General features: G+C 37.9%; 14 protein-coding genes. 11 read left to right on the top strand and 3 right to left on the bottom strand.

Annotated features, from left to right (window positions below; translation table 11 throughout):
* Positions 1–38 precede the first annotated feature (38 nt).
* The 9 genes from NSU17_RS05045 to NSU17_RS05005 all read left to right on the top strand — a co-directional run bounded on the left by NSU17_RS05045 (position 39) and on the right by NSU17_RS05005 (position 6,545).
* A complete protein-coding gene (locus NSU17_RS05045) occupies positions 39–698 on the top strand; it encodes a M23 family metallopeptidase (protein ID WP_016839305.1) in 660 nt (219 codons plus the stop codon).
* A gap of 226 nt (positions 699–924) precedes the next feature.
* Positions 925–1,182, top strand: coding sequence for a sporulation transcriptional regulator SpoIIID (locus NSU17_RS05040; RefSeq protein ID WP_016839306.1), 258 nt, complete (start codon positions 925–927; stop codon positions 1,180–1,182).
* A 259-nt stretch (positions 1,183–1,441) separates the two neighbouring features.
* Positions 1,442–2,440, top strand: coding sequence for a rod shape-determining protein (locus NSU17_RS05035; protein ID WP_016839307.1), 999 nt, complete (start codon positions 1,442–1,444; stop codon positions 2,438–2,440).
* Between the two features lie 257 nt (positions 2,441–2,697).
* A complete protein-coding gene (locus NSU17_RS05030) occupies positions 2,698–3,516 on the top strand; it encodes a flagellar hook-basal body protein (RefSeq protein WP_340704469.1) in 819 nt (272 codons plus the stop codon).
* A 14-nt stretch (positions 3,517–3,530) separates the two neighbouring features.
* Complete coding sequence (locus tag NSU17_RS05025; RefSeq protein ID WP_340704468.1) at positions 3,531–4,370, top strand: flagellar hook-basal body protein; 840 nt, start codon at positions 3,531–3,533, stop codon at positions 4,368–4,370.
* Positions 4,371–4,407: 37 nt separating this feature from the next.
* Positions 4,408–4,692, top strand: coding sequence for a DNA-directed RNA polymerase subunit beta (locus NSU17_RS05020; RefSeq protein WP_339289198.1), 285 nt, complete (start codon positions 4,408–4,410; stop codon positions 4,690–4,692).
* A 307-nt stretch (positions 4,693–4,999) separates the two neighbouring features.
* Positions 5,000–5,443: a 3-hydroxyacyl-ACP dehydratase FabZ gene (fabZ, locus tag NSU17_RS05015; RefSeq protein ID WP_016839311.1), complete on the top strand. Its 444-nt coding sequence runs from the start codon at positions 5,000–5,002 to the stop codon at positions 5,441–5,443.
* Positions 5,444–5,645: 202 nt separating this feature from the next.
* Positions 5,646–6,035, top strand: a complete 390-nt coding sequence (locus tag NSU17_RS05010; protein WP_340434092.1) for a hypothetical protein — start codon at positions 5,646–5,648, stop codon at positions 6,033–6,035.
* A gap of 177 nt (positions 6,036–6,212) precedes the next feature.
* Positions 6,213–6,545, top strand: coding sequence for a hypothetical protein (locus NSU17_RS05005; RefSeq protein WP_340704467.1), 333 nt, complete (start codon positions 6,213–6,215; stop codon positions 6,543–6,545).
* A 162-nt stretch (positions 6,546–6,707) separates the two neighbouring features.
* On the opposite strand, the gene NSU17_RS05000 is transcribed toward NSU17_RS05005, so the two are convergent.
* Positions 6,708–7,124, bottom strand: a complete 417-nt coding sequence (locus NSU17_RS05000; protein WP_096550345.1) for a YwpF family protein — start codon at positions 7,122–7,124, stop codon at positions 6,708–6,710.
* A gap of 262 nt (positions 7,125–7,386) precedes the next feature.
* On the opposite strand from NSU17_RS05000, the gene NSU17_RS04995 reads away from it, so the two are divergent.
* Positions 7,387–7,779, top strand: coding sequence for a single-stranded DNA-binding protein (locus NSU17_RS04995; RefSeq protein WP_168412732.1), 393 nt, complete (start codon positions 7,387–7,389; stop codon positions 7,777–7,779).
* Positions 7,780–8,225: 446 nt separating this feature from the next.
* On the opposite strand, the gene NSU17_RS04990 is transcribed toward NSU17_RS04995, so the two are convergent.
* A complete protein-coding gene (locus tag NSU17_RS04990) occupies positions 8,226–11,000 on the bottom strand; it encodes a DEAD/DEAH box helicase (RefSeq protein WP_340704466.1) in 2,775 nt (924 codons plus the stop codon).
* Positions 10,997–12,556 (bottom strand): SWIM zinc finger family protein, encoded by a 1,560-nt coding sequence (locus tag NSU17_RS04985; RefSeq protein WP_340704465.1) that lies wholly within the window; start codon positions 12,554–12,556, stop codon positions 10,997–10,999. The genes NSU17_RS04990 and NSU17_RS04985 overlap by 4 nt, the downstream gene beginning before the upstream one ends.
* 607 nt (positions 12,557–13,163) lie before the next feature.
* Between NSU17_RS04985 and NSU17_RS04980 the strand changes: the two genes are divergently transcribed.
* Positions 13,164–13,631 carry an IDEAL domain-containing protein gene (locus NSU17_RS04980; protein WP_016839320.1) on the top strand — a complete coding sequence of 156 codons (468 nt, stop codon included), beginning with the start codon at positions 13,164–13,166 and terminating at the stop codon, positions 13,629–13,631.
* The last annotated feature ends 15 nt before the right edge of the window (positions 13,632–13,646 follow it).

The raw sequence follows: 13,646 nt of genomic DNA, 5'->3' as shown, positions 1-13,646 counted from the left end.
CAAAACTTGTTCATCCTTCATTTAGAGGTGATGAACATATGAGAGAAGATAACAACAAACAAAATAAAACTTCTCAAAAAACAAACTGGCAGCAAAAACCATGGTTTTGGCCAACAATATACGGGGGCATTGCAGTAGTACTCATTGGTTTAATTTTCACTTATTCAGCACTCACTCGTGAAGATGAAAATGAAACGGTGAACGAACCAACTGTACAAGATGAATCACCAGTCATCGAAACAAATGCACGAACAGAAACACTAAAATATCCTTTTGATGAAAGTCAACTAGAAAACGTAAAAGTATTACAAGACTTCTATGACATGAATGCGGATGCAAAAACACGTGAAAATGCACTATTAGTATTTGATCAAACATTCTCAACATCATCAGGATTGTCAATTTCTATTAACAACGAGCCATTTGAAGTACTAGCTGCAATGAGCGGTGAAGTGAAAGAAGTGAAACTCGATTCTTTCACTGGAAATAAAATTATCATCGCACACCCTAACGGAATGGAAACCCACTATAGTTCCGTATCTGACATCCTTGTAAAAGAAGGGGACTTAGTGGAACAAGGCCAACCAATCGCAACTACGATTGAAAACGAATGGAATCCAACTGCCGGCATCCATCTTCACTTTGAGGTGTTAGAAGATGGAAAACATGTAAACCCAAGAAATTATTTAAACTTCTAAAGGATAAAAGCGCAGCCTGAAAGACAAATTCCGTCTTATTGGGCTGCGCTTTTGTACTTTCCTGGGAAAAAAAGTTCTGAAAAATGCGAAACATACATATTGTGAATAAACGTTAAATCGCTAATTGCAAACGTCAATGAAATACATGTATCAGAAAAACGTCGAAATAGATTGTTTATTGTTAGTAAAACTGCACTTTCTTATATCCGATAGAAAGGAAGAGAACGTGCACGAGCATATTCGGCACCGTTGCGTTCGACTGGGAAAGCTGCTTGTGGAAACGGGTGAGACGGTTCGAGTCCTTGCGAAAATGACAGGATATTCAAAAAGTACGGTGCACAAAGACTTAACGGAACGATTACAACTAGTAAATGAGGAATTGGCAAAAGAAGTGAGAGAAATATTAGCCTATCACAAATCCGTTCGTCATTTGCGAGGGGGCGAGGCAACACGTAGAAAGTGGCAGTCCCAAAAAAAACAATGAAAAGGCATTTAGTTTGGCTTTGCATAAAGTCAGGCTGAATGCTTTTTCATTTTCACATACTGAATGTACACATCGCAAAATCCAACAAAAAATAAAAAGGAATCTTACATGAACAAAGAAATTGAAATAGGTTGAAAAAAGTCAAAAATACCCATAATTTAGATGTAATTAGATTTTTTATATGATAAAATATTCTAGATAATGTGTAATATATTGAACGTTAGAGTCGCAATAATTTGGAAGGAGAAATTAGATTATCATGTTTTCTAAAGATATAGGGATCGACTTAGGAACGGCTAACGTACTGATTTACGTGAAGGGTAAAGGAATTGTGTTAAATGAACCTTCTGTCGTAGCTATCGACAAAAAAACAAATAAAGTGCTTGCAGTTGGTGAAGAAGCAAGAAAAATGGTAGGTCGTACTCCAGGAAATATCGTTGCAATTCGTCCGCTTAAAGATGGAGTCATCGCAGATTTCGACTTGACAGAAGCAATGTTAAGACACTTCCTCAACAAACTTGACGTAAAAGGCTTCTTCTCAAAACCTCGCATCTTAATTTGTTGTCCTACAAACATTACAAGCGTTGAACAAAAAGCAATTCGTGAAGCTGCTGAAAAATCAGGTGGAAAAAAAGTTTATTTAGAAGAAGAACCAAAAGTGGCTGCAATTGGTGCAGGCATGGACATTTTCCAACCAAGTGGTAACATGGTAGTCGATATAGGCGGTGGTACGACAGATATAGCTGTACTCTCAATGGGAGATATTGTGACGAGCGAATCTATTAAAGTAGCAGGAGATACATTTGATAACGATATACTACAATACATAAAGAAAGAATATAAACTATTAATCGGTGAACGTACAGCAGAAGCAATTAAAATCAACATTGGAACTGTATTTCCTGGCAGTCGCGATGAAACAATGGAAATTCGCGGCCGTGACATGGTAACAGGTTTACCCCGCACGATTACCATTCATTCATCTGAAATTGAAAAAGCGTTGCACGAATCCGTTGCATTGATTGTTCAATCAGCAAAAAACGTATTGGAAAAGACTCCGCCAGAACTATCTGCGGACATTATTGACAGAGGCGTCATTTTAACTGGTGGCGGTGCATTACTTCACGGCATTGATCAATTGCTCATGCAAGAATTAAAAGTACCAGTCTTCATTGCAGAAAATCCAATGGACTGTGTTGCAATTGGTACAGGCATCATGCTAGACAACATTGATCGTTCACCTGGTTCAAAACTATAATTTATGATGAAAAACCGCCTACAATCTAAAAAATAAATTTGAATTACAAATTGTAAAGCAAGTATTTTTATTGGAAATGTAAATCAAAACGATAACCTAATCATACGTCCGAAACAAATAGTTAATCAATACATGAATTGAACATCATCTACCAAAACTAGAGAAAAGCGAAAAACGGACTATAGTTATTTGCGACTTTTCGCCGATATATTAAAGAAGAGAAAAAATGAACCAGCTGCTAAAAAGAGGTGAATGAGATGTTTAAAGGATTATACACTGCAGCATCCGGCATGCTTGCACAGCAGAGAAAAACGGAAATTTTAACAAACAATATGGCAAATGTGAATACACCGGGATTCAAAGCTGAACAAACGTCGATTCGTTCATTTCCTGAAATGCTTTTATCTGCCATTGATGACACAAACGTTCCTACGAAAAAAGGGTTAAATTTAAACCAAATCCAACAAATTGGCACAATTTCAACTGGTATCTACTTGCAAGAGACAATGCCTAATTTTACACAAGGCGATGTGTACGAAACGAATTTAAATACGGATTTCGCTTTAGTAAACGGAAACATCCCAGCAGGAGGCAATATCTTTTTCCGTTTAGCTCATCCGGATGGTGGCGAAGCGTATACGAGAAACGGAAACTTTACATTAGATGGACAAGGATATTTAGTCACTGGAGACGGATACTATGTTCTATCTGAAACAGGCGCTCGCATCCAACTACCGAATGAAGATTTCCAAGTCGCTGACAACGGTGCCGTATACGTTAACAATCAACAAATCGCAACAATTGGTGTAGCCTTTGTAGAAAATGCCAACGAACTTGTAAAACAAAATAACGGGATATTCCGTACTCAAAATGGACAAGCGTTGCCATCTGCTTTCGCACAAGGAAATATCACTTTCGCTATTAAACAAAAATTCTTGGAAGGTTCCAATGTAGATCCTGCACAAGCAATGACCGAATTACTTACAGCTTACCGTGCCTTTGAAGCAAATCAAAAAGTACTTCAAGCATATGACAGAAGCATGGAAAAAGCAGTAAACGAAATTGGTAAAGTATAAGGAGGAAGTTAAGGATGCTCCGAACAATGCTCACTGCAACAAACTCATTACATCAAGTCCAACATCAAATCGATACGATTAGCAATAATATTGCGAATGTCAACACTGCTGGCTACAAAGCGAAAGAAGCTCGTTTTTCAGAAATGCTTTACCAAGAATACTTGAACACTCGCAAGGATGAACAAGCCCCAAGATTGACGCCACCAGGCATTCGCTACGGTGTTGGTGCTAAAATTTCGCAAATTCAAACAAACAATGCACAAGGATCATTGCAAAACACAGACAGGGATTTAGACTTTGCATTTACAAAAGAACGCCAATATTTTAATATCTTAATGCCAAATGAAAACAATGAAATCAATATGGTTTATTCTCGTCAAGGTAACTTTTATGTTACGCCTGTCGAAGATGGACAAGTGATGCTCGTAAATGCTGACGGTTATGCAGTAGCAGACAGCTATGGCAATCCTATTATCTTTAGAGACGATGTAGAAAAATTCATTCTCAATGAAAATGGCACATTGCAAGTCAAATTTATAAATGGTGATGAACAATCATTTTTACTAGGTGTTACAGAAATTCATTTACCGCAAGTAATGGAGCAAACAGGCTTATACATAATGATACCTGCAAATTTAGACGAATTAGGGTATGATGAGAATGATATATTAACAAACTTAGTAGGATTTGGGCGAGAAAATATCGGTCTTGAAAATCAAAAATTAGAAATGTCTAACGTTAATTTAACGAAAGAAATGACAAATTTACTTCAAGCGCAACGTTCATATCAGTTTAATTCCCGAGCGATTACCATTGCAGATCAAATGTTAGGATTAATCAATGGAATACGTTAATATTGAAATACTTCTAAGAAAATAGGGGAAATAGAAAATGGCAAACGAAATGAAAAGTGGCTCTACTTTGTCGAATCAGGACATCCCTCAAAAAAGAGCGAGACGCCAAGATCGCAATGAGAAACATCCAAAATTTAAAATTTATCGCACAAGATTGATTCCTATATGGCTTAGAATCGTCATTGTGCTAGTTCTTCTATTGCTTGCAAGCGTTTTTGGACTAATGATTGGATTCGGCGTAATTGGTGACGGCAACCCATTAGATGCGTTAAAATGGGAAACGTATCAACACATCCTTGACATTATAAACGGAATTGAATAGGTATTTTCTATTAGTGGAAAGATGAATTCAAATAGGAGGAGACTTCCATCCTTTCTTTCCACATTGTCCTATTATGCGATGTGAATAGAAACATATGGTTGTCTTGTCATTTCATTGTTTATAAGAATTGAACGAGTCCAATTATCCAAATTTCATTAACGACATGTCTTTAGGTGTTTCTACAAATGTTTTCGATGAAAAACATGTGCGTCTTGCCTAATGTGCCAATCGACATAAAAGGACATCTTGCGTCCAAAAGCAGCCACTACTTTCGTTTGTTTTATTTTGAATAACTGGGGGGATTCATATGTTAAGTGTTGAACAAATTCAAGGAATTTTGCCACATAGATATCCATTTTTATTAGTAGACCGTATTCTTGAAGTTGAAGAGGGCAAACGTGCTGTTGGAATTAAAAACGTTTCCATTAACGAACCTTTCTTTAATGGGCACTTTCCAGGCTATCCCGTTATGCCTGGTGTATTAATTGTAGAAGCAATGGCACAGGTCGGGGGCGTTGCATTATTAAACTCCGAGCAATTCAAAGGAAGATTGGCATTTTTAACAGGAATCGACAATGCCCGATTTAAACGTCAAGTAGTTCCAGGTGATCAATTAAAATTGGAAGTAGAATTTGTCAAATTGCGCGGCACAATGGGAAAAGGGCATGGCGTTGCAACTGTAGATGGCGAACTCGTAGCAGAAGCGGATATTTTATTTGCAATCGGCCCGGAAGCTCCAAAGGCAAAATAAACTTTCGTAAAAGAAGTGCAAAAATCAAAGGAATAAAAACATCGGAACTGTGACAACCTTTAGTACAAAGGTAAAATTTGTTGAAATGACTCCTAATTTGAAAAATTTTAACAATAGAGATAGAATATAAAAGTTGAATTTTTATTTAGATACAAGTATACGCACCCTTGGCTTTTTTAAACGTAGGAGGTTTAATTTTAGAATGTATAAACAGCTATCATCGGGCGTAAAAATCAGTATTACTCGATCCATTTCTACGGCGTTCGAGCAATATTTGGCCAGCATCGGTTGGGACGAAGAGCGCTTTTCAATGGAAGACTTTATTGCCAATTGGCAACAGTATTTTCTAGAAAATGCAGCATGGTTTGAAAAAGTACCGCAGGAAATCTTGCTGAGCCCAGAATTCCATGAAGAAATTGCACAAAAAATTGATGAAGTAATCGCTAAAATTTTAAGTGAAAAGCCAACAAAGAAACAGATCGAATCAATTGAAAAAATGCAAAAAGAGCTTGGCACAAATTACACATACGGCTGCAAGGCGGAAGCGAATTATGTAGAACAGCTTTTGAAAGAGCAATTGAAGCAAAAATAACGCCCACGCATTATTCCTATAATATGGAGAAAGTTCTAAAATAGATAATGGATAGTTCCCTCTTATTTCGCACAAATTAAAATCAGTCACGAGTAGTGACGATTAGCGAAGAAAGGAGGGAATTTTTTTATGTGGAAACCAACCCTTTGTGCCTTATTGTTAGGGTCTTCTTTATTAGTGGGCTGTAATAATAATGGCGATGAAGACGCTATCAATGATGTTGGGGATGGCTTAAAAGAAGGTGTAGAAGATGTAGGTGAAGGCGTTCGGGAAGGCATCAATGATGTTCGAAAGGGAGTCGACGAAACGCTTGACAATGACACTAGAAATAATGATGTCGATCTGAATAATGATGGTATCAATGATGGAGTCCAAGATAACAATGGCGTATTGGACAATAATGATGTCATCCCTGACGATAAAGGAGTTCGCGGGGATGAACGCGGCAACCAAGAAGATGTCATCGAAGACGCTAGAGATATCAGAGACCGCGATACAAAAGATGAATAATCCTCGTATAATCCCCTTACTGATGCAGGAGCTATCCACAAAGCGATAGCTCCTTTGTTTTTAGCAAAATCTGTAAATATAAGCGCAGGGCTTCAACATGTGTTTATAAAAAAGGATTTGTCAACTGCAAAAGACCCTCTCCTATAAATCGCGGTGCTAATTTTACCCCTTCAACCGCGGACGCTCGCGCATTCCTTTTTTAAATTCACTTAATAATTCCTCATTGGACAAGTTTTTCTCCAGCAAAGATTGTAACAATTGCTCCGCATATTTTAATCGCACAACGCGTAAATGGCCTTTCAATAAGATTGAAATTCGGTCTTCAAACTCTTCAATGGATTCCACTTTCACCGTAAAAGGTGCTGGTTCATTATCCGGAGAAGTAATCGTCACTTGCACATCAAAGAATTCTTTTGAATCTAAATATTTTTCTAACAACTCTCGATATTGTTTTTCAATAAACAGTTCCAAAATCCACGTTTTTTCTTTATTTTCTTGATTTATAGTAATTCCATCAATCAGTGGAACCTCAATCCCCTCCAGATCCAATTGAAAGGAAATCATTTTGAAAGTCTTCATTGAATTTACCTCCCAACTATTAATTAAGTATAACATAGGGTGATGTGTAAAAATAAAATGAGAAAACTGCTAAATTTTTATTTTGACCATTTTTGGAAAATGCGGATAATCATTGTAATAATCTAGTGTATTGGCATTTTTGCAAACATTTATTCTATATCGAAAAGGAAATTTTGGATTAGAAAAAGGGCTCATTCTTTTATTTTGCTATTTTGTCAAAAATAGGCGCAATCGATATGATGGAGAAAAAGGAGGTGAAATGATGAATCATGTCGGACTAGTCGGGCGATTAACGAAAGATCCAGTTCTTCGGGAATTTGCAGAAAACCGTGTAGCCACGAGCTTTGTCGTAGCTGTTAATCGCAATTATCGCAATCATCAGGGTGATGTGGATGCGGATTTTGTTTTATGCACTGCATGGGGGAAATTAGCAGAACGCATCGTCCAATATTGCGGAAAGGGATCATTAATCGGAGTCAACGGGCGATTGCAATCACGCTCCTATATTAATAAGGAGAATTTCAAAGTGTTTAGTACGGAAGTCGTTGCCGATGAGGTCCGATTTTACTTACTAAAGTCTCCAACCAATAAGCAATCGGAAGTTGAAAAAGATTTTGTACTTCCTGAAACTGAAGAAGGATTACCAGTTACGTGAGAGTCTCTAAAATGAGGAATGGGTTGAAGAAAGTAAGATGGTTTATTAAGTAGGCAACATGTCATTTAAAAATGGGAAAAGGCTATAAGGATGAAAAAGTAAAAGGATTCCGGGTAAACATAGTAGAAGGGTGCAATTTATTAACGGAAGGCAATGGATTGATAATAATAGGGAAATGATTGCAATAAAAGTTTTTGGAGGTGATAAAAAAACACTGCTGGATTGTGACCGCCCAGCAGTGCATGGAATAAGAATCTATCATGTTCGATTAATCCACAATTGAATACAGTGAGGCTATAAACGGATAAACGAGGAAATCAGAATTCGACCAATCTTCTTCCTCCCAAACTTTGTCCGAGGCAACATGCTTCGGATTTTTTTGTGCCAGGCATCTCTATTTGGATACTAGGAGTGCCAGGCACCCTTTCCAATCACAATTTTATTGCTTACCCTAACCTAAGCAATTCCATCAATTTATCTTCCTCTAGCTCCGTCAGCCATTGACTTGACTGAATTAATTCTGCAGATAATGCGGATTTCATCTCCAGCATTTGATCGACTTTCTCCTCAATCGTCCCAATTGTAATAAACTTATGCACTTGAACAAATTGCGTCTGGCCAATGCGATAAGCACGGTCCGTCGCCTGATTTTCCACGGCAGGATTCCACCAACGATCCGCATGCAAGACGTGATTAGCGGCCGTCAAATTTAAACCAGTTCCCCCCGCTTTTAATGACAGTAGGAAAATAGGAAAATCTCCAGCTTGAAAGGCTTCAACTAAAGCATCCCGCTGTTCTTTACGCATACTTCCCGTCAAAAACGGCACATCCCAATCAAACAGCTCGAAAAAACAATGTTGCAACAAGTGTCCCATGCCAATATATTGAGTGAAAATCAAGCACTGCTCGCCTCGCTCAACAATTTCCTGTGTCAATTCAACGATGCGCTTTAACTTCATAGAACGCTCTAGCATGATTCGTGCATCACTAAATGGTTCCTTCAAATAAAGAGCAGGATGGTTGCACAATTGCTTCAACTTGCTCAACATCTGCAAAATGCGCCCCTTGCGTTCGAAAGGAGACATTTGCTCCAAGCCTGCCAATGACTCTTGAATGTAGCCTTCATAAAGGGCGGCTTGTTCTTCTGTTAGCGGACAAAACTCTTTCGTCTCTTGCTTATCCGGTAAATTTAACTGTAATTCTGGATCATTTTTTGTTCTTCTTAACAAGAATGGACGAATTTTTGCACGCAACCTCGTTTTATGCTGGTCAGAATCTTCACGATCGATTGGCACAATAAACTCGTCTTGGAACTTCTTGAAACTTCCTAAATACCCTCGATGGATAAAATCAAAAATCGCCCACAATTCAGATAAACGATTCTCGATAGGCGTTCCTGTCAACGCAATATGATGGTCGCCATGTAAGCGGCGAATTGCTTTCGACTGCATCGTTTGCATATTTTTAATATTTTGGGCTTCATCCAACGTCACCACTGCCCAATCGATAGAATCCAAAAACTCCACATCTTGTGAAATGGTTCCGTATGTGGATAAAACCACTTGAGGCGATTCCTTTAACAAGAAATGATGAAATTCTTCATCTTTCAAACGGCTAGAAGAATAATGAGTATGAACTTTTAACGTCGGAGCAAACCGCGCTAATTCCTTCTGCCAGTTTCCTAAAACGGAAGTCGGGCAAACAATGAGCGTCGGTTTCTTTTCCTGCAACACTTCATATAAATGCAGAACATAACTAATGAGCTGTACCGTTTTTCCAAGCCCCATATCATCAGCTAATATAGCCCCAAATTGTTGATTTCGCATAAATACGAGCCATTCAAACCCTTGTTGTTGGTAAGGCCGCAACGTTGCGTTCAAAGATTTAGGCAATTTCACAGAAGGCAATCCTTGTTTTTCTTGCAACAGATTCACATAGGCCTGCAATGAACGCTGCATTTCAAAAGCAAAGAGCGGATCGTCCTGTTCTGCATCTTCCTCTTCTTCCAACGATGGATTTAAAAGCTCCTCTGGTATCTCGCGGAAAACTAATTCCTTTACGGTCCAATTTTCTTTTTCAGCTTTGTCCATTAATTCTCGCACTTTCGTCATCCAATCGGCATCCATGCGGAACCATTCATTTCCGATTCGAATAAATTCCCGCTTTTCATCAACAATTTTGCGAAACTCTTCCGGGCTAATTTTTTCTCCTCCGACTGACAACTCCCATCGGAAAGATAAAATATCATCAAGCCCAGCCATCGATTTTTGCGAACCACTTTGCGCATTCACACGAACTCGCATTTTCGTTTTTCTTAATTCTTTCAACCAGCCCGGAAGAATCACTTCGAATCCTAAGGCCGTTAACTTTACAAATTTATCGCGGAGAAGGGTTCTCACCTCGGCATCGCTTAATGGCATATGCAAAAATGATTCATCGGATACATTATCCAACATCAACAATTCCAACATTTGCTTTTGCGTTTGCCTAATCTCTTCCGAATAGTTCTTCCACTTATCAGGAAGCGCCTTATTCATAGGCAGATGCCGCTTCCGTACTGCTGGCGTCCAATGTTTCGACGAACTGGATGAAAGAATTACGGTTTCCAATAACCATTCCTCAGAATCTTCTTCCGGCTCATTCAAGCGAAGTGCTACTTTCAAATGACCAACAGTTCGATCCGGTTGCAGCGGCCAGCCACCTTCTTTAAAGAAAGGAATAAGTGATGGTACGTCGGAAAGTTGTAAGCCCCGATTTGCCAATTTTTGATAGATTGCAGTCGTTAAAAACTCCTTCTGCAGATCACTTTCACCATTGAGTAAATGAACGACTATTTCATCCTCAACCATTTCTACATTATTCCATAGGGAAGGGGAGTTCCACAGCATTTGCGCTTGCTCGATACTATCAAGCAATAAAGCATCTTCCTCTGTTGCTCCTACAAAATGCACAAAAGGGTGCTTGAACTGTGGGGAAAGGCATTCCAACAATTCAACAGCTGTAATCAAAAGCGCCTCTCCCTTAAATTCAGCATGCAAACCGTAAAAGTTTGGTTCGTAACGGAAAAAGAAAGCCGATGTTAATTTTTCTCCTGAAACAACAGAGCCGTTTTCGAAAGCCCTAACAGCGTACAATCCCTGCATCAGTTGTTCGAATGATAATTGATATACGGTTGCGAAAGGAGTATGTTTGGATACTTTCCTTAATTGCAAATCTTTCATATAAATAAATTTCCTTTCTCCAATTCTTCCTGCAATGCGCGGAGTCTTTTATACTGGTTGCGAATGGAAGCAATATATTCTTCCCAAAAATTCATTTTTCCCGCTTTTTTCGCAGCAGTTTTCATCTTTTTCCAAATTCGAACGGCCTGTTTGTAATGAAGCCGCGACTTTTGCTTAATTTCCTCCATCGCATAAAAATGATATAACGGAAGAACCACTGCTGGAGCTTCTTCCACGACTTCCTTTAACCCGTAAAATTCTAAATACTCAATTGAAGAAGGGTACAATTGTTGCAATGCCACCCATTCTTCATATCGTTTCTGTTTCAATAAATATTCCGAATACGGCTGAACCCCGTCTTTTCCAAAAGAAGAGTATAATAAAAGCTCCTCATCTTCTGTTAAATCCATTTTTTCATATAACGAATAAATGGATGAAACAACATAGGGACGAAAGGCAGGTTGAACTTTTTGAATATTTGCCTCTAAAAACGGAAGAATGCCTCTCAAGAGGATTTCCCCTGCTCGTTCATTTTGCTTGGAATAAGCAAACTTCACCAATCCTATATACAGTCCTAAATGGTCTGGACGAATATGACGCATATTTTCTTCTAATGCCGAATGATTTTTTAAAATAATATAGAATACAATCAAAAGTTCTGGTATTTTAGTATGCTTTTGCTCTTGAAGAAAAATTAATTCTTCTAACACCCGTCTCTTCTCATAAAACACTTCATCCCAAAACAGTAAGTACAGATTCATTCTTCTACTTACAAAACCTTCCCGTTCAAGCATTACTTCTCGAAGCATGCTTTGCATTTTATCAAAGAACGGATCTGTTACGAAAAGACGGGATTTTCCAGAGATTTCGCGGACGATTTTTTGGATAGATTGAAATCGTTTATCAAAAAAGTGTTGGTAATGGTCGACATGAAATTCTGACTCTAAATCAGTGAAATGGCGAGATAATTGATAAACAACAGCAAGTTCCATAAATAAGCGGTAAATCGGTTGCCATTCCCGTTCAAAAGGAATCTGCTTATTTAATTTTTCCAATGCGTTTTCTGCAATATTTAAATAGAGGAAGCTAGGAATTTCATCCGCCCCCTCCAAATAATGGCTAAGCACTTCATCGACCATTTTCAACCAATTATCAGGGGTGCGAACATTGGCAAGAGCCTGCAAATTAACCGATTTTTTCGAACGCCAATTGCTAATCCATTCTTGAACGGAATCAATATGTTGATATAACGACAATAGAACGCTTACCTTATGTCGGCACCAGCCATTATTCGGGCATGTACAAGTGATGGAGTTGCTGAGAAAATCAATCGTCACTTCTGTTGGGTGCACATCTTTTACAGTTGTAGTAAGGACGGAAAAAACAGAAACGTATCGATGGAAAACAACTGATTGATTTCGAACAGCAAAAAGAGCCCTCCTTATTATCTCTTCATCCTCTGTGACAGAAGGATGCAACTCTCTCTCAATAGTTCGTAATGTTTGGCGAATAAATTTTTCTTGCTCTTCTGCAATATGTGCAACTGATAATACCATTACATTCGCTCCTAAAAAAAGTCTTTCCCTTCATTTTAACACGGCATTTAGTGTTTGATAAGACTTGTCCTTTGAAACTTTCGCAATTGCGGTCGTCACATAAAATTAGCAGACTTGAGTTGAATAAAATAGTTTTTTATAAAACGGTATAAATTATTATGAATTTTCAGAAAAATAGTATAAAATAATGATAAATTATCTGAAAATGAGATTAAAATAAATAGAAATGATATGAACTCCTTATAATCGCCATTTATTTACTGCTTCTGTAAATTTTATACAAAAAACTGATGATTCCTTGGATGAAGAAGGGGAATTTGGGGAAAAATATGAATATCATCCAAATAAAAAGCGGGGAATATGTGGAAAGCAAAATTCGTATGATACATTAAGCAATATTTAATGGAAGCTTTATCATTAAAAACTCTTTCTTTTGAATAAGTGATTGGAATTATTTAGAAATTGTGATTTGTATCATTCGAGTTTAAACATAAGCTTTTTTGGAAAACCCTAATAAAGTTCCAAGTTGCGGATTACGAATAAAAAGTTTCGTTTCATCAACTTCGGGCTAATAAAAAGAGAGAGATTCAATATAGGAGGGATAGGTATGATCCATGTCCAATATATGAAACCTTTTTATACGAAAGCCTCGGGGGAAACATTGCGTCTCGTCTTTGCTTATCAATATTTTTCCATTATGAAAGACAACGAACTGTTTCACTTTGTACCCATCGAAGGAAAAGAAATCATTGTTAACATAAAAACGATGCAAATCGAAAATTTATCGGAAATTTTTGTTTTCCAACGTGGAAATCGCTTTCTTCGATTGCCGTTATACCAGCTTCTATTGATATCCAACATCCATGAACATTTGGCGCCAATACTTGAAGAAGCAGCCAACAAATCAGAAACAATCAATATCGTCCCGCATGGAGAAAACGCAGAAGTGAATCACCTCATCCGCTCATTGGAGTCTGAAAATATTGATCGATTGATCGATGAAGCGTTATCCAATCGTGACGAACAAAGATTTTATGAATTAGTGGCGAAAAAGAAAAATATGGAGAACAGATGAGTAGGAAATTGCAAG

Origin of the sequence: Ureibacillus sp. FSL K6-2830 (genome assembly GCF_038004145.1) — a bacterium.
GTDB lineage: Bacteria > Bacillota > Bacilli > Bacillales_A > Planococcaceae > Ureibacillus > Ureibacillus thermosphaericus.
This window is presented reverse-complemented; position numbering and strand designations above follow the sequence as displayed.

Coding starts and splice junctions, on each gene's coding strand:
- NSU17_RS05045 (WP_016839305.1), top strand. CDS start 39: ATGAGAGAAGATAACAACAAACAAAATAAAACTTCTCAAAAAACAAAC.
- NSU17_RS05035 (WP_016839307.1), top strand. CDS start 1,442: ATGTTTTCTAAAGATATAGGGATCGACTTAGGAACGGCTAACGTACTG.
- NSU17_RS05030 (WP_340704469.1), top strand. CDS start 2,698: ATGTTTAAAGGATTATACACTGCAGCATCCGGCATGCTTGCACAGCAG.
- NSU17_RS05025 (WP_340704468.1), top strand. CDS start 3,531: ATGCTCCGAACAATGCTCACTGCAACAAACTCATTACATCAAGTCCAA.
- NSU17_RS05020 (WP_339289198.1), top strand. CDS start 4,408: ATGGCAAACGAAATGAAAAGTGGCTCTACTTTGTCGAATCAGGACATC.
- fabZ (WP_016839311.1), top strand. CDS start 5,000: ATGTTAAGTGTTGAACAAATTCAAGGAATTTTGCCACATAGATATCCA.
- NSU17_RS05010 (WP_340434092.1), top strand. CDS start 5,646: ATGTATAAACAGCTATCATCGGGCGTAAAAATCAGTATTACTCGATCC.
- NSU17_RS05000 (WP_096550345.1), bottom strand. CDS start 7,124: ATGAAGACTTTCAAAATGATTTCCTTTCAATTGGATCTGGAGGGGATT.
- NSU17_RS04995 (WP_168412732.1), top strand. CDS start 7,387: ATGAATCATGTCGGACTAGTCGGGCGATTAACGAAAGATCCAGTTCTT.
- NSU17_RS04990 (WP_340704466.1), bottom strand. CDS start 11,000: ATGAAAGATTTGCAATTAAGGAAAGTATCCAAACATACTCCTTTCGCA.
- NSU17_RS04985 (WP_340704465.1), bottom strand. CDS start 12,556: ATGGTATTATCAGTTGCACATATTGCAGAAGAGCAAGAAAAATTTATT.
- NSU17_RS04980 (WP_016839320.1), top strand. CDS start 13,164: ATGATCCATGTCCAATATATGAAACCTTTTTATACGAAAGCCTCGGGG.